Source organism: Bradyrhizobium sp. BLXBL-01, from assembly GCF_051853025.1.
Taxonomy (GTDB): domain Bacteria; phylum Pseudomonadota; class Alphaproteobacteria; order Rhizobiales; family Xanthobacteraceae; genus Bradyrhizobium.
This window is the reverse complement of record NZ_CP182471.1, coordinates 5,900,734-5,918,074: the sequence shown is the minus strand read 5'-3', so window position 1 is coordinate 5,918,074 and position 17,341 is coordinate 5,900,734. Positions and strand designations below refer to the sequence as shown.

16 protein-coding genes are annotated in these 17,341 nt (G+C 66.4%); 12 read left to right on the top strand and 4 right to left on the bottom strand.

What is annotated here, in order from left to right:
• Positions 1 to 13 precede the first annotated feature (13 nt).
• From ACNJYA_RS27470 to ccoS, 3 genes are read left to right on the top strand one after another with little or no spacing between them, the layout of a single operon-like run.
• Positions 14 to 499: a FixH family protein gene (locus ACNJYA_RS27470; RefSeq protein ID WP_212254757.1), complete on the top strand. Its 486-nt coding sequence runs from the start codon at positions 14 to 16 to the stop codon at positions 497 to 499.
• Positions 500 to 510: 11 nt separating this feature from the next.
• Positions 511 to 2,700, top strand: coding sequence for a cation-translocating P-type ATPase (locus ACNJYA_RS27465; RefSeq protein WP_212254758.1), 2,190 nt, complete (start codon positions 511 to 513; stop codon positions 2,698 to 2,700).
• Complete coding sequence (gene ccoS / locus ACNJYA_RS27460; RefSeq protein ID WP_008550618.1) at positions 2,700 to 2,867, top strand: cbb3-type cytochrome oxidase assembly protein CcoS; 168 nt, start codon at positions 2,700 to 2,702, stop codon at positions 2,865 to 2,867. The genes ACNJYA_RS27465 and ccoS overlap by 1 nt, the downstream gene beginning before the upstream one ends.
• Here ccoS and ACNJYA_RS27455 read toward each other — a convergent pair.
• Together ACNJYA_RS27455 and ACNJYA_RS27450 are read right to left on the bottom strand one after the other, a co-directional pair.
• Positions 2,864 to 4,066, bottom strand: a complete 1,203-nt coding sequence (locus tag ACNJYA_RS27455) for an MFS transporter (RefSeq protein WP_439363879.1) — start codon at positions 4,064 to 4,066, stop codon at positions 2,864 to 2,866. The genes ccoS and ACNJYA_RS27455 overlap by 4 nt on opposite strands.
• Positions 4,067 to 4,143: 77 nt before the next feature.
• Positions 4,144 to 4,623: a cupin domain-containing protein gene (locus ACNJYA_RS27450; protein ID WP_439363878.1), complete on the bottom strand. Its 480-nt coding sequence runs from the start codon at positions 4,621 to 4,623 to the stop codon at positions 4,144 to 4,146.
• Positions 4,624 to 4,903: 280 nt separating this feature from the next.
• Here ACNJYA_RS27450 and ACNJYA_RS27445 point away from each other — a divergent pair, with 280 nt between their 5' ends.
• Entirely contained in the window at positions 4,904 to 5,620 is a 717-nt protein-coding gene (locus ACNJYA_RS27445; protein WP_439363877.1) for a peroxiredoxin-like family protein, read from the top strand.
• A 9-nt stretch (positions 5,621 to 5,629) separates the two neighbouring features.
• On the opposite strand, the gene ACNJYA_RS27440 is transcribed toward ACNJYA_RS27445, so the two are convergent.
• Positions 5,630 to 6,517, bottom strand: a complete 888-nt coding sequence (locus ACNJYA_RS27440; protein ID WP_172783927.1) for a LysR family transcriptional regulator — start codon at positions 6,515 to 6,517, stop codon at positions 5,630 to 5,632.
• Positions 6,518 to 6,697: 180 nt separating this feature from the next.
• Between ACNJYA_RS27440 and ACNJYA_RS27435 the strand changes: the two genes are divergently transcribed.
• From ACNJYA_RS27435 to ACNJYA_RS27425, 3 genes are all read left to right on the top strand, one after another.
• Positions 6,698 to 7,522 carry a 3-hydroxybutyrate dehydrogenase gene (locus ACNJYA_RS27435; protein ID WP_439363876.1) on the top strand — a complete coding sequence of 275 codons (825 nt, stop codon included), beginning with the start codon at positions 6,698 to 6,700 and terminating at the stop codon, positions 7,520 to 7,522.
• Between the two features lie 58 nt (positions 7,523 to 7,580).
• Complete coding sequence (locus ACNJYA_RS27430; protein WP_439363875.1) at positions 7,581 to 8,726, top strand: DUF3734 domain-containing protein; 1,146 nt, start codon at positions 7,581 to 7,583, stop codon at positions 8,724 to 8,726.
• A 91-nt stretch (positions 8,727 to 8,817) separates the two neighbouring features.
• Positions 8,818 to 9,762, top strand: coding sequence for an oxygenase MpaB family protein (locus tag ACNJYA_RS27425; protein ID WP_212254764.1), 945 nt, complete (start codon positions 8,818 to 8,820; stop codon positions 9,760 to 9,762).
• Positions 9,763 to 10,057: 295 nt separating this feature from the next.
• Here ACNJYA_RS27425 and glgA read toward each other — a convergent pair whose 3' ends face one another.
• The gene (glgA, locus tag ACNJYA_RS27420) at positions 10,058 to 11,473 is read right to left on the bottom strand and encodes a glycogen synthase GlgA (RefSeq protein WP_212254765.1); all 1,416 of its coding nucleotides are present in this window, start codon (positions 11,471 to 11,473) and stop codon (positions 10,058 to 10,060) included.
• Between the two features lie 193 nt (positions 11,474 to 11,666).
• Here glgA and ACNJYA_RS27415 point away from each other — a divergent pair, with 193 nt between their 5' ends.
• The 5 genes from ACNJYA_RS27415 (at position 11,667) to ACNJYA_RS27395 (ending at position 17,336) form a co-directional block, all read left to right on the top strand.
• Complete coding sequence (locus ACNJYA_RS27415; RefSeq protein ID WP_439401034.1) at positions 11,667 to 12,863, top strand: CaiB/BaiF CoA transferase family protein; 1,197 nt, start codon at positions 11,667 to 11,669, stop codon at positions 12,861 to 12,863.
• Between the two features lie 131 nt (positions 12,864 to 12,994).
• Positions 12,995 to 14,530 (top strand): ABC transporter substrate-binding protein, encoded by a 1,536-nt coding sequence (locus ACNJYA_RS27410; protein WP_439363873.1) that lies wholly within the window; start codon positions 12,995 to 12,997, stop codon positions 14,528 to 14,530.
• Between the two features lie 7 nt (positions 14,531 to 14,537).
• Positions 14,538 to 15,488: an ABC transporter permease gene (locus ACNJYA_RS27405; RefSeq protein WP_172783934.1), complete on the top strand. Its 951-nt coding sequence runs from the start codon at positions 14,538 to 14,540 to the stop codon at positions 15,486 to 15,488.
• Positions 15,475 to 16,347, top strand: coding sequence for an ABC transporter permease (locus ACNJYA_RS27400; protein ID WP_439401033.1), 873 nt, complete (start codon positions 15,475 to 15,477; stop codon positions 16,345 to 16,347). The genes ACNJYA_RS27405 and ACNJYA_RS27400 overlap by 14 nt, the downstream gene beginning before the upstream one ends.
• Positions 16,344 to 17,336, top strand: a complete 993-nt coding sequence (locus tag ACNJYA_RS27395; RefSeq protein WP_439363871.1) for an ABC transporter ATP-binding protein — start codon at positions 16,344 to 16,346, stop codon at positions 17,334 to 17,336. Before ACNJYA_RS27400 ends, ACNJYA_RS27395 begins: the two co-directional genes overlap by 4 nt.
• The last annotated feature ends 5 nt before the right edge of the window (positions 17,337 to 17,341 follow it).

Below are 17,341 nucleotides of genomic sequence, written 5' to 3'. Positions count from 1 at the left end.
TCAGGAGACTGCCATGGCTTCCAAGCCGCTGACCGGAACCAAAGTCTTCCTGATGCTGGTCGCTTTCTTCGGCCTCGTGATCGGCGTCAACGTCACGATGATGAAGCTCGCGATCGCGACGCTGCCCGGCACCGACGTCGACAGCCCCTACGCCGCGGGCCTGACCTATGAGCACGAGATCTCGGCGGCGCAGGACCAGGCCGCGCGCAAATGGAAGGTCAACGCCCATATCGAGCGCCGCAACGACGGCGGCGCTTCGGTCCAGGTCGAAGCCCGCGATGCCGGCGGCCAGCCGATCTCCGGGCTGAAGTTCGGCGGCCGGCTGGAGCGGCCGACCGACAAGCGCGCCGACCTTGCGGTCGAGCTCAGCGAAGCCGGCAGCGGTCTCTATCGCGGCAATGCGGCGTCGGTCGCGCCGGGCCAATGGGACCTGGTGATCGAGGGCGAGGCGCGGGGGACGCGCGTGTTCATGTCGCGCAACCGCGTGATCCTGAACTGAAGGATTCCGTCATGCAGGTCACGCGCGATTTCTCTCACTATGTCCGCGACGCGGGTGAGGGCCTCCGGCACATCGATCTCGCCGTCGAGGGCGTTCACTGCGCCGGCTGCATGGCCAAGATCGAACGCGGGCTCTCGGCCATCCCCGACGTTACGCTGGCGCGCGTCAACCTCACCGACCGCCGGGTCGCGCTGGAATGGAAGGCGGGCACGCTCGAGCCCGACCGCTTCATCGATCGGCTCGAAGAGCTCGGCTACAAGGCCTATCCGTTCGAGACCGAGAGCGCCGAGGTCACCGAGGTCGCCGAATCCCGCTTCCTGCTGCGCTGCCTCGGGGTTGCGGCCTTTGCCACCATGAACGTGATGATGCTGTCGATCCCGGTGTGGTCGGGCAACGTCTCGGACATGCTGCCGGAGCAGCGCGACTTCTTCCACTGGCTGTCGGCGCTGATCGCGCTGCCGGCGGCGGCCTATGCCGGCCAGCCGTTCTTCCGCTCGGCTTGGCGCGCGCTGTCGGCGAAGACCACCAACATGGACGTGCCGATCTCGATCGGCGTGATCCTGGCGCTCGGCATGTCCGTGGTCGAGACGATCCATCACGCCGAGCATGCCTATTTCGATGCGGCGATCATGCTGTTGACCTTCCTGCTGGTCGGCCGCTTCCTCGACCAGAACATGCGACGGCGGACCCGCGCGGTCGCCGGCAATCTCGCGGCGCTGAAGGCGGAGACGGCGGCGAAGTTCGTCGGGCCCAGCGAGATCTCGCAGGTGCCGGTCGCGGCGATCCATCCCGGCGACATCGTGCTGCTCCGGCCCGGAGAGCGCTGCGCGGTCGACGGCACCGTGATCGAAGGGCGTTCGGAGATCGACCAGAGCCTGATCACCGGCGAGACACTCTATGTCACGGCCGAGCAGGGCACGCCGGTCTATGCGGGATCGATGAACATCTCCGGCAGCTTGCGGGTGCGGGTCTCGGCCGCCTCCGAGGCGACGCTGCTCGCCGAGATCACGCGGCTGCTCGACAACGCGCTCCAGGCGCGCTCGCGCTACATGCGCCTCGCCGATCGAGCCTCGCGGCTCTACGCGCCCGTGGTGCATGCGACCGCGCTTTTGACCATCCTCGGCTGGGTCATCGCGGGTGCCTCCTGGCATGATGCGATCGTGACCGGCGTTGCCGTGCTGATCATCACATGTCCCTGCGCGCTCGGGCTCGCGATCCCGACCGTGCAGACGGTGGCCTCGGGGGCGATGTTTAGGGCAGGTGTGCTGCTCAATGCGGGCGATGCGATCGAGCGACTGGCCGAAGCCGATCATGTGATCTTCGACAAGACCGGCACGCTGACGCTGCCCGAGCTCGAAGTCATGAACGCGGCCGATATCCCCGCCGATATTTTCGAGCTCGCCGGCCGGCTCGCGCTCTCGAGCCATCATCCGGTGGCGGCTGCGGTTGCGCAGGCTGCCAGTGCGAAGTCTCCGATCGTCGGCGCTGTGGAGGAGGCCGGGCAGGGCGTCCGTGCGACCGTCGACGGCGTCGCGCTTCGCCTTGGTCGCCCCTCCTTCTGCGGCGCCGAGGCGCTGGTCGGCGTCGCCGCCCTTGATCCCGAGGCCTCCATCGTGGCGTTCAGCAAGGGCAGCAAGAAGTTCATCCTCTCGGTTCGCCAGGGCCTGCGCCCCGATGCGCAGGCCGTGATCGCAGCGCTGAAGGAGCGCAACGTCGGCATCGAGATCTTGTCCGGCGACCGCGAGCCCGCGGTGAAGGCGGCGGCGCATGCCCTCGGCATTCCCGAATGGCGTGCCGGCGTCACCCCGGCCGACAAGATCGCGCGCATCGAAGAATTGAAGCGGCGCGGCGCAAAGGTGCTGATGGTCGGCGACGGCATGAACGACGCGCCCTCGCTGGCGGCGGCCCATGTCTCGATGTCCCCGATCTCGGCCGCGCATCTCAGCCAGGCCACCGCCGATCTCGTCTTCCTCGGCCGGCCGCTGGCCCCCGTCGTCGCCGCCATCGACGCTTCGCGCAAGGCGCTGCACCTGATGCGGCAGAACCTCTGGCTTGCGATCGGTTACAATGTGCTCGCGGTGCCGGTTGCGATCAGCGGCGTCGTGACGCCCCTGATCGCGGCCGCGGCCATGAGCGGATCGTCGATCCTGGTGATGCTGAACTCGCTGCGCGCCCGCAGCGCCTCGCGGGAGTTCGTGTGATGGAGATCCTGGTCATCCTGGTCCCGCTGGCCTTGATGCTCGGAGGTGCCGGCCTCGTCGCTTTCCTGTGGTCGCTCAGGAGCGGCCAGTACGACGATCTCGACGGCGCCGCCTGGCGTGCGATTGCCGACGACGAGCCGCCGCAGGAAGCGCCGGCGAAACGCTAGCGTTTGAGGGCGAAAGTAAGCAAGGCCGCTAGCGCGAGGACGGCCCCGACACCCCAGATGCAGGCTTGCCAGCCGAAGCTGTCGAACAGCCGGCCGAGCACGGCCGTACCGACCAGCCCGCCGCAGAAATAGCACGCGAGATAAGCCCCGCTGGCGATGCCGCGGTTGTCGGCTGCGGCCTGTCCGACGAAACCCGTCGCGGCGGCCTGCGCGAAGAACGTGCCGACGCCGACCAGGACCATGCCGGCGAGCACCTCGCCGAGATGCGGCGCCAGCATCAAGGGCAAGCCGAGCCCAGCGACGGCGAGCGCACTCCAGATCGTGGGCCGCGTTCCCAGCCGCGCGGCAACCTTGCCGGCCAGAAGCGTCGTGACGATCGAGGGCAGGAAGACGAAATAGACGAGGCCGAGATCCATCATGCCGAGCGACAGCGGCGGCCGCACCAGCACGAAATTGACGTAGGTGAAGGTGCCGATGAAGGCGAACAAGATGCAGAAGCCGATGCCGAAAGCGGCGCGCAGCTGCGGATTGCGCCAATGCTCGATGGTGGCGGCAAGCGGCGAAGCCGCCGGCATCATCGCATGCATCGGCCGCACGCGGTTGACGGTGAGATAGACCAGCGCCGCGCCGGCAAGATTGAGCGCCGCGAAGAAATAGAAGTTCCAGGCGAGGCCGAGGCCATCGGCCAATGCGGCCGAGATCAGCCGGCCGACGAAATTGCTGGCGACATTGCCGGTGATGTAGGCGGCAAACGCGCCGCCGGCGTCCATGGCGCTGCATTGCTCGCCAAGATAGGTGAGGGTGAGCGCGAAGGCCGACGCCATGCACAGGCCCTGCGCGACCCGCAAGGTGGTGAAGACGGCAAGATTGGGCGCGACGGCCAGCAGGCTGGTGGGGATCGCAAGCAGGGCCAGGCTCAGCAGGATGCCGGTTCGCCGGTCGATATGCGGGCTGAAGAAGCCCACCACGAGACTTGCTGTGGCCATGCCGAAGGTGCTGGCGTTGACGGCAAAGCCCATTGCCGCGGGCGTGACGTCGTAGTGCCGCGTCAGCGAGGGCAGGATCGCCTGCGTCGCGAAGAGATCGACGACCGTCAGGAAGGCGGTGAGGCCGATCACGAGCGAGCGAAACGCGAGGCCAGGGGAATGCGCATCCGCCGTCATCGCGGTCGGTTTCACGGACGCAGAGAGAATAGTCATGACGGGGCTCTCTTTTGAGTGGCCATTCCGGGTTCGATGCTGCGCATCGCCCCGGAATGACGGGACACCTAAGGCTGTCACATGTGATGGTCGTTGGGATCCTTGCGGACGTCGCCGACGTAGAGAATGACGGTCTCCTTGCCGAGATTCTTCCACCAATGCGAGGTGCCGTAGACTTCGGGGCGGATGTCGCCGGCCTTGTGCACGATCGGGTCGACGCAGTTGGAGGCGTATTCGACGATCTCGCCCTGCTGCACGAAGATCAGGGCGGGGCGGTCGTCATGGCTGTGCCAGGGCACGATGCCGCCGGGCTCGATGGTCAGCTTGCGGAAGCGCAGCTCGCGGCCCTCGATATGGGCGGGCTGCTTGCCGAGATCGATCGCGCCGAGCGTCACGTCGGTGACGCCGACGGGCTTGTAGTCGACCATCTGCTGCGCGTTCGGCTTGGTCTTGCCGGCCGGACATTCGCCGGCGAAAACCGGCGTCGCAAATGTCAGCGCGCCGAGAGCGGCAACGCCGGTCCAAACCACGCGCGACATTGTGAGATGGCTAGACATGGAAAGTCTCCTCTGTTGGCCGCGAGCCCTGATGGCCGCGGGCTATGGCAGGAGCTTCGCCCGAGACCCTCTCCATCTTGAAATGCCGGCTTGCTCTCGATGCGATAGCCCGGCGCTATGCCGATAGGCGGCAGCTATCGAACCGATTGGGCAACGGCATTTCCGCTTTCGCGGCATTCAGCGTCCGATGCCAGCACGCCCGATTGGATTGCGGTCGCCTCTTGCGGGCGGGCGAACCGGGAAACTAATATTCGCCCTCAGAGAAAGCCGGAGCAGGAAGATGACGTCTCTCTCGCCAGCCGACGCCGAACAGCTCAGGCTCGCGTTCCAGCGCTGCCGCGACATGGACGGCACGCTGAACGAACAGCTCCGCGCCTATGCCGATGCCAGCCGCAAGGTCTTTCCGGCCTATGGCGAGGCGGTCGATCGTCTGGTCGCGCGCTTGAACGGCAACGGCGGTGGCGAGACCGCACCGCGGCCGGGCGATCCGATGCCGCCGTTCATGCTGCCGGACGAGGGTGGGCGTCTCGTGTCGCTGCCCGCGCTGCAGGCGCGCGGGCCCGTCGCGGTGATGTTCTTCCGCGGCCATTGGTGCCCCTATTGCCGGCTCAATGTCCGTGCCGTGGTCCAGTCGGTGGACCGCATCAAGGCGATGGGGGCGCAGGTCGTCGCGATCATGCCGGAGACGCAGGAATATACCGGGCAGCTCAAGGCCGAATCCGGCGCGCCGTTTCCGATCCTGACGGATCTCGACAACGGCTATGCGCTGTCGCTCAACCTCGCAATCTGGCTCGGCGCCGAGATCCAGCAATTGCTGTCCTATCAGGACATGGCGAAATTCCACGGCAATGAGGGGTGGATGCTGCCGATCCCGGCCGTGTTCGTGGTCGGGCGCGACGGCATCGTGAGGGCTCGTTTCGTCGATCCGGATTTCCGCAAGCGCATGGAGATCGACGATCTGATCGAAGCGCTGGAGCGCGCGAGCCGGGAGAATTGAGCGTCGGCGCTATCCCGCGATCTCGCGCCAGTCGGCGCCGCGCAGCATGCGCATCACGGCGTTGCCCACGGCGGTGCGTTGCCGGCCGGCGACCCCATAGAGGTTGACGGTGCGGCGGGTGTCCAGCCCCGTGACTGCGGCGCGGGTCAGCCGCTCCGGCACGGGTGAGGTGTGCGGCACCATGGCGATGCCCATGTCGGCCTCGACCAGCTCGATCAAATCGCGTTCGTTCGAGACCTCATGACCCTGTTCGATGTCGATGCCGTGCTCGCGCAGGCTCGCGGAGATGCGGCGCGCGTGCTCGCAGAAGGTTCGGCTCAGCAGCAGCTCCGATCGCAGATCGTCCAGCTCGACCGAGCTGCGGCCGGCCAGGCGGTGCCCGTCGCCGACGACGAGCTCGAAGCTCTCGGTGAACAGCGGCCAGACGTCCAGCCGGTCCCAGGCCTCGTCGATCTCGGCCGCAATGCCGAGCTCGGCTTCGCCCTTCTTCAGGAAGTCGCCGACCTCGCGGCCCGAGCCGCGCAAGAAGCGGAATTCGAGCCGGTTGAACTGCCGCTTGATCTCGTTGAGATGGGGAATCAGCAAAGCGAGGTCGATCGAATGCGTCAGCGCAATGCGGAGCGCGCCGATCTCTCCGCTCCTGAACGAGGAGGCGAGCGAGCGCGCGCCGATGGCCGCGTCATAGCACTGCTTCAGAAGCGGATGCATGCGCTGGCCGAGCTCGGTCAATTGCGCGGCGGGGCGCTCGCGGCGGAACAGGTCGCCGCCAAGCTCGGCCTCGAGCTGCTTGATCGCGCGCGTCAGCGACGGCTGCGTCACGTTGCACTCTTCGGCCGCGCGCGTGAAATTCAAGAGCTGCGCCACCGCGAGGAAATAGCGGACCTGGTGCATTTCCATGGATCGGCTCCCAGCAGAAATCGACCGGAAATCTAGCCGATCAGGGCAGGAAATGACATCCCGCCTGCGATAGCGCGGGCGTATGGACTCGGAAGCCAACCGGCATTTCCGCAAATCCCGGAGATCCCGCACCTTTCGCTCCAGCCATGGCGCAGGTCGCGCTCAGAAGAGGTCCGGATCATGAATATCCCCATCAAGACGCAGACGTCAGCTTCGTCACGCGTGCTGGCCGGCAAGGTGGCGCTGGTCACGGGGTCGACCAGCGGCATCGGTCTCGGCATCGCATGGGCCCTCGCCGCCTCTGGCGCCGACATCGTGCTCAATGGCCTTGGTGTCGCCAGCGAGATCGGCCGGACGCGCGAGCAGATCGCCGCCGAGTTCGGCGTCAAGGCCAGCTATTCGCCGGCGGACATGACGAGGCCGAATTCGATCGCCGAGATGATCGCGGCGACGGTGGCTCAATCCGGCCGGCTCGACATCCTGGTCAACAACGCCGGCATCCAGCATGTCGCGCCGCTCGACCGGTTTCCGGTCGAGAAATGGGACCAGGTCCTCGCCATCAACCTGTCCTCGGCGTTCCACACCACGCGGCTCGCATTGCCGGCGATGCGGCAGAACGGCTTTGGCAGGATCATCAACATTGCTTCCGCGCATGGCCTGGTCGGCTCGCCGTTCAAGGCGGCCTATGTGGCGGCCAAGCACGGTATCGTCGGCCTGACCAAGGTGACAGCGCTTGAAACTGCGGAGGAAGGCATCACGTGCAACGCGGTCTGCCCCGGCTATGTCTATACCCCACTTGTCGAGGCACAGATCGACGGGCAGGCGAAGGCGCACGGCATCTCGCGCGATCAGGTGATCCGCGACGTTCTGCTGGCGCAGCAGCCCAACAAGCGGTTTGCCACGGTCGAGGAACTCGGGGCGCTGGCGGTGTTCCTGTCGACGGACGCGGCGGCCTCGATCACCGGCGTTGCGCTGCCGGTCGACGGCGGTTGGACCGCGCATTGACATGAGCCGGCGCAGCAAGTCGAATATTCGAACGGTGCAAGCTCACCAGGAGCGAGACATGGGCACGCAGGACAATTCGCAGCACAAGAAGTTCGACCTGCCGGGTCAGATCGTGCTCGTGCTTCAGGGCGGCGGCGCGCTCGGCTCGTACCAGGCCGGGGTCTACCAGGCCTTGCACGAAGCCGGCATCGAGCCGGATTGGATCATCGGCACCTCGATCGGTGCGATCAATGCGAGCCTCATCGCCGGCAACGCGCCCGAGCACCGGCTCGCGCGCTTGCGGGAGTTCTGGAAGCGGATGGAGCAGCAGCCGGTCTGGGACTGGCGCGCCGCGTTTCCCGGCTTCAACGAGAAGCTGGCCTATTGGTCGACCGTGACCCACGGCATTGCCGGTTTCTTCCGGCCCAATCCGCTGGCCCATGCCGGCGATTCCTATCCGCTGGGCGCCGATCACGCCGGCTATTATTCGACCGCGCCGCTGGAGAAGACGCTGAGCGAGCTCGTCGATTTCGATCTCGCCAACCGCTGCGCGCCGCGCCTCACGGTCGGTGCGGCTCACGTCGGCACCAGCGAAATGCGCTATTTCGACAGTCGCGACGGCGAGCTGACGGTGAAGCATGTGATGGCTTCGGGCGCGCTGCCGCCGGCCTTCCCCGCCGTGCGCATCGACGGCGAGCTCTATTGGGACGGCGGCATCCTGTCGAACACGCCGACCGAAGCGGTGTTCGACGACAATCCGCGCAGGGACTCGCTGATCTTCTCCGTGCATCTGTGGAATCCGGTCGGGCCGGAGCCGACCACGATGGCGGAGGTGCTGAACCGGCACAAGGACGTGCAATATTCCAGCCGCATCGCGAGCCAGATCGTGCGCCAGCAGCAGGCCCATCGCCTGCGCCACGTCATCAACCAGCTTGCGGCGCGGCTGCCCGAGAGCGAGCGCAACGATCCCGCGGTGAGGGAGCTGACGAGCTACGGCTGCCCGACCCGCATGCATGTGGTGCGGCTGCTGGCGCCGCAGCTCGAGCACGAGACCCATACCAAGGATATCGACTTCAGTCCGTCCGGGATCACGCGGCGCTGGCACGCCGGCTATGCGCACACGAAGTCGGTGCTGGCGCGCAAGCCCTGGATCGGCGAATTCGACCCGCTCGCCGGCGTTGTGCTGCACGAGCATCTGGACGAGATGCCGATGGCGGCGGAGTGAGGGCTCTGTCCGTCATAGCTTCGCACGACGACGATTTCGCAGGCGCGCGGTCCGGAGTATGGTCGCCGTATCTTCGTCGCGAGGCCTGCAATTGGTCGCTGAGAAAGATCTGGAGGAGTCGCTCGATACGCTGCGTGCCAACGCGGCGGGACCGGTCGCGGGCGTGTTCGGTCCGGCCTCGCTGACCTGGCAGATCGACCGGGAGGCCGTGATCTTTCTCGGCGCCGGCCGTGCGCTGCTGCTGCAACTGGCCCATCCATGGGTGGCGGCGGCGATCGCCGAGCATTCGCGCACCCTTGCCGATCCGATCGGCCGCTTCCATCGCACCTTCGACATCGTCTTCACGATGGTGTTCGGCTCGCTGGACCGGGCGCTGCTGTCGTCCCGGCAGCTGCATCGGCGTCACAGCATGATCGTCGGCGAAATGCCCGAGACCGTGGGTCCGTTCGTGGCCGGCTCGCGCTACTGCGCCAACGACATCCCCGCGCTGCGCTGGGTCCATGCGACGCTGGTCGAGACCGCGCTCATGGCACATGATCTGGTGCTGCCGCCACTCTCGGCGGAGGAGCGCGATCGCTATTGGTGCGAGGCCAGGCTGTACGGCGCCCTGTTCGGATTGACGGGGGATGATTTGCCGGCGAATTGGTCCGGCTTCGCCGCCTATACCGCGGCGATGGCGCAGTCGGAGACGCTGACCGTCAGCAGCGCAGCACGCGAGATCGCGACGCAGATCTTCACGGGCGCACGCCCGTGGTTGCGGCCGCCGCGCTGGTATCGCGCGCTCACCGCGAGCATGCTGCCCGAGCGCTTGCGTGTAGGCTTCGGCTTTGAGCTCGACGCGCGCGGAATCCGATCCGCCGACAACGCACTGCGGTGGATCAGGCGCACCTATCCGAAATTGCCTGACCGGCTGCGCTATGTCGGCCCCTACCAGGAAGCGCAGGCGCGGCTGCGGGGCGAGCTGCAGCCCGACTGGATGACACGGTGTCTCAACCGCGCATGGATCGGCCGGTCGCAGATGGACGTGCGTCGCTGAGCGCTCCCGGCGTGTCCCGGACAAGCTGCAACGCGTGGAGCGTTGCAGCGCAGAGCCGGGACCCAGGGGCCACGAGCTCAGTCGAGACATGGGCCCCGGCTCAGCAGCGCACCACGTCGCAAGGGCGACGCGCTGCGCTGCGTCCGGGGCACGAGAGGGCAGTTGGACACGCAACCTTCTCCGCGTCGTCATTGCGAGCGCAGCGAAGCAATCCAGACTGTCACCGCCGAGGGATTCTGGATTGCTTCGTCGCTTCGCTCCTCGCAATGACGGAGTATGCGGAAACGCCTCAGCGTCACACCGACGCCAGCTTGCGGTACAGCGCGCTGTAGCTGCCGGCCGAGATGCTCCAGGAGAACGAGCGTCCCATGGCGCTACGGCGCATCGTATCGAGCTGGTCGTGGGCCATGAAGGCCGAGAAGGCGCGCCGCACGCCGCCGAGGAAGGACTCGCGCGAGGGCCTCGAGAACAGGAATCCGGTCTCGCCGTCGCTGATGGTCTCGGCGAGGCCGCCGGTCTGGTGACCGATCGGCAGCGAGCCGAAGCGCTGGGCGTACATTTGGCTGAGCCCGCACGGCTCGAACCGCGACGGCATCAAGGTGAAGTCGCTGCCGGCGAAGATGCGTCGCGCCTGGGCGTCGTTGAAGCCGATCGCGACCCCGATTGCGTCGGGGCGACGGCGGTGCGCGTCGATCAGGGCCTGCTCGAGCGCCGGCTCGCCGGAGCCGGTGACCACGATCTGCCCGCCGGCGTCGACGATCTCGTCCGCCGCCGACAGAACGAGGTCGATGCCCTTCTGATGCACGAGTCGCGCGACGATGCCGAACATCGGCCCGCGCGAGACCGCCAGCCCGAACTGCTTGCGGACGTAGTCCGCGTTTGCCTTCTTGCCGACCCAGTCGCCGGCGCCGAATTGCTGGGCGAGCTGGGCGCAGGAGCGTGGGTCCCAGCTCTCGTCGATACCGTTGAGGATGCCGGTGAGCTCGGCGGCGTCCGAACGCAGGCGGAGCAGGCCCTCCAGGCCACAGCCGAACTCGGCCGTGGTGATCTCCCGCGCATAGGTCCCGCTGACCGTGGTGAGGTGCGAAGCGTAGACGAGGCCTGCCTTGAGAAAGGAGACCTGATCGTAGAACTCGACGCCGTCGATGTGGAAGGAGCTCTCCGGTGCGCCGATCCGCCGCAGCGAGTCCTTAGGGAAGAGACCCTGATAGGCGAGGTTATGAATGGTCAGGATCGACGGCAGCTTGGCGCCGCGCCAGGCAAGGTAAGCCGGCACGAGCGAGGCCTGCCAGTCATTGGCATGGATCAGGTCTGCTGCCCAATTCTTGTCCAGCTTGCCCATGGCGAGCTCAGCCGCCGCCGAGGCGAAGCGCGCGAAGCGGATGTCGTTGTCGGGCCAGTCGCGCCCGAATTCATCGCCATAGGGGTTGCCGGGCCGGTCGTAGAGCTGCGAGCACAACAGCACATAGACCGGCAGGCCGTCCTTGGTCGCGGCACGGCCGAGCGAGCAGGCCGGCATCTCCGCGAATGCAGGACAACGGCCAACGACCTGAATATGCGTGAGTTGCTCGATGATGTCGCGATAGCCGGGCAGCATGATCCGGATATCGGCGAAGGAGCGAAGTGCGCGGGGGAGGGCGGCGGAAACGGCTCCCAGTCCGCCAACGCGGACGAAGTCGTCCATCTCTGTGGTGACGAACAAGACCCTCAAGAACAGCCGCCCTCTTCAGACCCCGCTTGCTGCTATGCAAGAACGGGTCCAGTTGTGCTGGAATTCCAAAGCCCGCCCACGCGGCACGTCTGTTCGGTAAACACTTTCCTACTCAGCCGCCGCCCTCTAGGGTCGCCGCATCAACAACAAAGAACTTCGACGGTTCCAAAGAGTTCCGAGGACGCAGGCAGGCATGCAGCTAGCAGATAAGCATGAGGGGACGACGACAAAGGCCTTCGCAGGCCTGCGGGTGCTGGATTTTTCGACCACGATCGCGGGGCCCCATTGCACGCGGATGCTCGCCGACATGGGCGCCGAGATCATCAAGATCGAGACCGACGGCGGGGAGACGATGCGGACCCGGCCTCCCTTGCGCAACGGCTGCAGCACCGCGTTCGGCCAGCTCAATGTCGGCAAGAAGAGCGTGGTCCTCGACCTCAAGTCCGAGGATGGCAAGGAGGCGGTGCGCCGGTTGGCCGCGACATCGGACATTCTGGTCGAGAACTTCCGTCCCGGCGTGATGCGTCGCCTTCGGCTCGACTACGACAGCCTGCGTCAGGTCAACCCGAGGCTGATCTACTGCTCGATCTCCGGCTACGGCCAGACCGGCCCTTCGGCCGAACTGCCGGCCTACGCCCCGGTGATCCACGCGGCCTCAGGCTACGACATGGCGCATCTCGCCTACCAGCCGGGTCGCAACCGTCCGGACTATTGCGGCATCTACCACGCCGACGTCGTCACCGGGACCTACGGTTTCGGCGCGATCGCGTCCGCGCTCTATCAGCGCACCGTGACCGGTGTTGGCCAGCACATCGACGTCTCCATGCTGGAAACGATGCTGTCGCTGACGCTGACCGAGTTGCAGAGCTCGCAATTCACGGTGGCGCCGCCGCCACGCCCGATGTTCGGACCGACCGAGACGGCAAGCGGCTACGTCATGATCACGATCGCCAGCGAGAAGACATTCCAGGCCCTGATGGGGGTGATCGGCCGCCCCGACTGGGTCTCCGATCCACGCTTCGCCACCTATGCCGCGCGCCGCGAGAACTGGGCCGAGCTGATGGATGGCGTCGAAGTCTGGTCGCGGCAGCTTTCGACCGATGCATGCCTGCGCGTTCTTGGTGCTGCCGGCGTGCCGGCCTCGGCCTATCGCAGCGTGTCCGAGGCCTTGGCCGATCCGCAGCTTGCACATCGCCGGGCGCTCTCGGAGGTGCGGGACGAGGGCGGCTCGTTCCAGGTGCTCAACCTGCCGTTTCGGATGTCCGCGGCTGACACGACGCCGGCCAAGACCGTGTCCGTGCTCGGCGAGCACACAAGCGCGTTGCGCGAGGAGATCGGCCTTGCGAGCGGCGTATCAATTCCGCCAGGCAAAACAGCCGCGACATCCTGAGTCGCATCGCCGCCACATGCGGCGTTTGAACTCTCGTTGGTTCCTCTTGCCGAGGCGAGCATTTGTCGCCAAGCTCGCGTCCGAGTCATTCAACGATCCGAAACATCGGACGCGGGATCCCGGGAGGAACCATGACGAACGCGGCGGCCGTGGCACGCAAGCGCGTGCCTATTTTCCTCGTTGCGGTATTTGCACTGGCAACGCCGGTGCAGGCGCAGAAATCGGGCGGCAGCATCACCGTCGGTCAGGAGCTGGAGATCGCAGGCTTCGATCCGCTCAAGGTCGGCGTCTATGACACCTCGACCTTCACCGCCGCCGCCGCGATCTTCGACACGCTCACAACGCTGAATGACAAGGGCGAGGCGGCGCCGAAGCTCGCGCTGTCCTGGACCCATTCCGACGATTACAAGAGCTGGACCTTCAAGCTCCGCGAAGGCGTGAAATTCCACGACGGCACGCCATTCAATGCGCAGGCCTTCAAGGAGAATTTCGACCGGCAGAAGGACCCCGCCAACAAGTGCCGCTGCGCCTTCTACATCACCAACGTCAAGGAGGTGCTGGCGCCGGACGAACATACGGTGATCTTCAATCTGACCGATCCTTCGGTGAATTGGCCGGCAGTGATCACCATCCAGAGCTCGAACAACGTCATTCATTCGCCGACGGCCTGGAAGACCAAGGGCGATGATTACAACCGCAATCCCGTCGGCACCGGTCCCTACATCCTGAAATCCTGGACCGCCGGCGACCGCATGGTGCTGGAGAAGAACCCCAACTACTGGGACAAGGGCCGTCCCTATCTCGACCGCATCATCCTGAAGCCGCTGCCGGATGCGCAGTCGCGCTTCGCCTCGCTGCAATCGGGCGAGGCCGACATCATCTGGGACGACGAGAACGACGCCGACAACATCATGAAGGCGCAGAAGGACTCCAAGCTCACGGTGCACACCTACAAGGGCTCGGGCGCGCAGGTCTACGCCTTCAACACCAAGGTGGCGCCGTTCGACGACGTGCGGGTGCGGCAGGCGCTGGTGATGGCGATCGACCGTCCGAAGATGTCGCAGGCGATCAGCAATGGCCTCAGTCGGCCTGCGAGCAATCCCTACGGCGACGGCTCCTGGGTCAAGTGCAAGGACGACGGTGCGCTGCCGTTCGACGTCGAGAAGGCCAAGGCGCTGATCAAGGAGTACGGCAAGCCGGTCGAGTTCAAGATGCTGGTGACCGCAACGCCCCGCGGCCGCATGATCGGCCAGGTGCTGCAGCAGTTCTGGAAACGCGCCGGCGCCAACATGGAGATCGAGCAGGTCGATCAGGCCACGATTCCGACGCGCGCCTTCACCCGCCAGTTTCAGCTGACGCCTTGGCGCATCGTCGATCTCGCCGATCCCGATCCGCAGATGTACGCGAATTTCCGCAGCGGCAGCCCGCTGGCGCTCGCCGGCTTCTCCGATCCCGAGCTCGACAGGCTTCTGGACCACGCACGCGTCACCGCCGACATCACCCAGCGCACCGAAGATTACTGCGCCATCAGCCGCCTGATCAACAAGGAGGCGATCTGGTTCTGGACCTTCCAGAATACTTACTACGCGCTGTCGAGCGCCAGGCTGAAGGGCTTTCCCAAGATCTACAACGGGGTGATCGACGTCTCGACCACCTGGCTGGAATGACCTCGCGATGCTGAACTTCGTCGTTCGGCGGCTCCTTGCGATGCTGCCGGTGCTGCTCGCGGTCTCGCTGCTCACCTTCCTGATCGCCTCGCTCTTGCCGGGCGATCTCGCGCTCGTCATCCTCGGCGACCAGGCAACGCCGGAAAATGTCGCGGCGCTGCGCCGTGACATGGGGCTCGACCAGCCGTTGTGGTGGCGCTACCTGAGCTGGCTTGGCCATGTGTTGCAGGGCGATCTCGGCCGCTCGTTCCGCACCGGGCAGACGGTGCTGCAGGCGGTGGCCGAGCGCATTCCGGTTTCGCTGCAGCTGATGCTGATGGCCGAGTTCATCGGGCTCCTGATCGGCGTTCCCGTTGCGATCGCCTGTGCCGCGCGCGCCGGCGGCGCGTTCGACCGCTTCATGACCGGCAGCGCGTTCGCGATGCTGTCGATGCCGTCGTTCCTGACCGCGATCCTGCTGATCTATCTTTTCGCGGTCGAGCTGCGCTGGCTGCCGGCGACCGGCTATGTGCCGTTCACCGAGGCACCGCTGGCCAATTTGCGCTTCTTCGTGCTGCCGGCGCTGACATTGGCGCTGGCGGAATGGCCGGGCATCATGCGCGTGCTGCGCTCCGACATGATCGCGACCTTGCAGGAGGATTACATTGCGCTGGCCAAAGCAAAGGGCCTCAAGCCATCGCGCATCCTGTTCGTGCATGCGCTCAAGCCTTCGTCGCTGACCCTGGTGACGGTGACCGGCATCAATATCGGCCGCCTGCTCGGCGGCACGCTGATCGTGGAATCGATCTTCGCGCTGCCCGGCATCGGCCGGCTGCTGGTCGGGGCGATCTACACCCGCGACCTCGTCATCCTCCAGGGCGTGGTGCTGCTGGTCGCCTGCGGCTTCGTCATCGTCAATTTCATCGTCGACATGCTCTACGCCGTGCTCGATCCGAGGATCCGCCATGGCCACGCTTGAGCTGTCGATCCAGGACGAGGAGGCGGTTGCGCCGGTCGGCCGCAAGCGCAAGCTCTGCCTGTTGTTCTGGATCGCAAGCGCCTGGCTTGCGATCATCCTTTCGCTCGCGATCCTGGCGCCGGTGCTGCCGCTGCAGAACCCCGTCGACATGGACATGCTGGAACGGCGCGCCGCCTTCTCCTGGGAGCATTGGCTCGGCACCGACGGGCTCGGCCGCGACGAGCTCGCCCGGCTGATCTTTGGCGCGCGTGTCTCTCTGGCAGTCGGGCTGATCGCGCCCATGATCGGCCTCGTCGTCGGCGGCGCGCTCGGCCTGCTGGCCGGTTATTTCCGTGGCCGGTTCGAGACGCTGGTGGTCGGCAGCATGGACGTCCTGCTCGCCTTTCCGCCGCTGATCTTCGCGCTCGCGGTGGTCGCCTATCTCGGGCAGTCGGTCCCTAACCTCACAATGGTCCTTGGCGTGCTCGGCATTCCCGCCTTCATGCGCGTGGCGCGCGCGGCGACGCTGACGCTGGCGCGGCGCGAGTTCGTGATCGCGGCCGAGGCGCTCGGCGCCAGCCATGCGCGCATCCTCCTGCGCGAGCTGCTGCCGAACGTCATCCTGCCGCTGCTCGCCTTCTTCCTGCTCGGCGTCGCCGTCACCATCGTGGTCGAGGGCGCGCTGTCCTTTCTCGGCCTCGGCGTGCCGCCGCCGATGGCGAGCTGGGGCAGCATGATCGGGGAGGGACGCGACAGCCTCGACGTCGCGCCGCGCCTCGCCTTCATGCCGGCGGCCGGACTGTTTCTCACCGTGCTGGCCTTCAACCTCGTCGGCGACACCTTGCGGGCCCTCACCGACCCACGTCAGGGGGCACTGTGAGCGCGCCGCTCTTGACCATCGAGGATGTCGCGGTCGAGCTCCCGACCCCGCGCGGAAACCTGCGCGCCGTCGATCATGTCGACCTTTCGCTGGAGGCCGGCCGCACGCTCGGGATCGTCGGTGAATCCGGCTGCGGCAAGACCATGCTCTCGCGCGCCGTGCTGCAGCTGCTGCCGAAGAAGGCGAAGCTGACGGGCCGGGTGATGTTCGACGGACAGGATCTGGTGCGGCTCGAGCCTGAAAGCCTGCGGCGCTTGCGCGGACGCGATCTCGCGGTCGTGTTCCAGGACCCCATGACCTCGCTCAACCCGGTGCTCACCATCGGCACGCAGCTGATGGAGACGATCCAGGAGCACCTCGAGCTCGACGCCCCCGCCGCGAAGGCGCGCAGCATCGAGCTGCTCGCCGCCGTCGGCATTCCCGCGCCGGAGCAGCGGCTCGCGCAATATCCGCATCAATGCTCCGGCGGCATGCGCCAGCGCATCGCGATTGCGATCGCACTGTCCTGCGAACCGAAGCTCCTGATCGCGGACGAGCCGACCACCGCGCTCGACGTCACCATCCAGGCGCAGATCCTCGATCTGCTCGCGCGCGAGCAGCGCCGCCGCCACATGGCGATGATCATTATCACCCACGATCTCGGCGTCGTCGCCGGCCGCGCCGACGAGGTCGCGGTGATGTATGCCGGCAGGGTGGTGGAGCGCGCGCCGACGCAGGCCTTGTTCAAGCGCATGCACATGCCCTACACCGAGGCGCTGCTGGCTGCGATCCCGAAGCTCGAGACCGCGCCGCATACGCCGCTGCCGGCGATCTCGGGCCGTCCACCCGATCCGACGCGGCCGCTGAAGGGCTGCTCCTTCGCGCCGCGCTGCAATTATGCCACCGCGCGCTGTCATGAGGCCAAACCGGTCCTGACGAGTGCCGAGATGCCGGGGCATGTCTATGCCTGCTTCCACCCGATCCGGATGACGGAGGGGATCGAGGCATGATGCAG

Excerpts from the sequence above, each read along its gene's own strand:
- ACNJYA_RS27415 (WP_439401034.1), top strand. The coding sequence starts at position 11,667 with ATGCAGCTAGCAGATAAGCATGAGGGGACGACGACAAAGGCCTTCGCA.
- ACNJYA_RS27400 (WP_439401033.1), top strand. The coding sequence starts at position 15,475 with ATGGCCACGCTTGAGCTGTCGATCCAGGACGAGGAGGCGGTTGCGCCG.
- ccoS (WP_008550618.1), top strand. The coding sequence starts at position 2,700 with ATGGAGATCCTGGTCATCCTGGTCCCGCTGGCCTTGATGCTCGGAGGT.
- ACNJYA_RS27465 (WP_212254758.1), top strand. The coding sequence starts at position 511 with ATGCAGGTCACGCGCGATTTCTCTCACTATGTCCGCGACGCGGGTGAG.
- ACNJYA_RS27435 (WP_439363876.1), top strand. The coding sequence starts at position 6,698 with ATGAATATCCCCATCAAGACGCAGACGTCAGCTTCGTCACGCGTGCTG.
- ACNJYA_RS27440 (WP_172783927.1), bottom strand. The coding sequence starts at position 6,517 with ATGGAAATGCACCAGGTCCGCTATTTCCTCGCGGTGGCGCAGCTCTTG.
- ACNJYA_RS27470 (WP_212254757.1), top strand. The coding sequence starts at position 14 with ATGGCTTCCAAGCCGCTGACCGGAACCAAAGTCTTCCTGATGCTGGTC.
- ACNJYA_RS27430 (WP_439363875.1), top strand. The coding sequence starts at position 7,581 with ATGGGCACGCAGGACAATTCGCAGCACAAGAAGTTCGACCTGCCGGGT.
- ACNJYA_RS27405 (WP_172783934.1), top strand. The coding sequence starts at position 14,538 with ATGCTGAACTTCGTCGTTCGGCGGCTCCTTGCGATGCTGCCGGTGCTG.
- ACNJYA_RS27455 (WP_439363879.1), bottom strand. The coding sequence starts at position 4,066 with ATGACTATTCTCTCTGCGTCCGTGAAACCGACCGCGATGACGGCGGAT.
- ACNJYA_RS27410 (WP_439363873.1), top strand. The coding sequence starts at position 12,995 with ATGACGAACGCGGCGGCCGTGGCACGCAAGCGCGTGCCTATTTTCCTC.
- ACNJYA_RS27445 (WP_439363877.1), top strand. The coding sequence starts at position 4,904 with ATGACGTCTCTCTCGCCAGCCGACGCCGAACAGCTCAGGCTCGCGTTC.
- ACNJYA_RS27450 (WP_439363878.1), bottom strand. The coding sequence starts at position 4,623 with ATGTCTAGCCATCTCACAATGTCGCGCGTGGTTTGGACCGGCGTTGCC.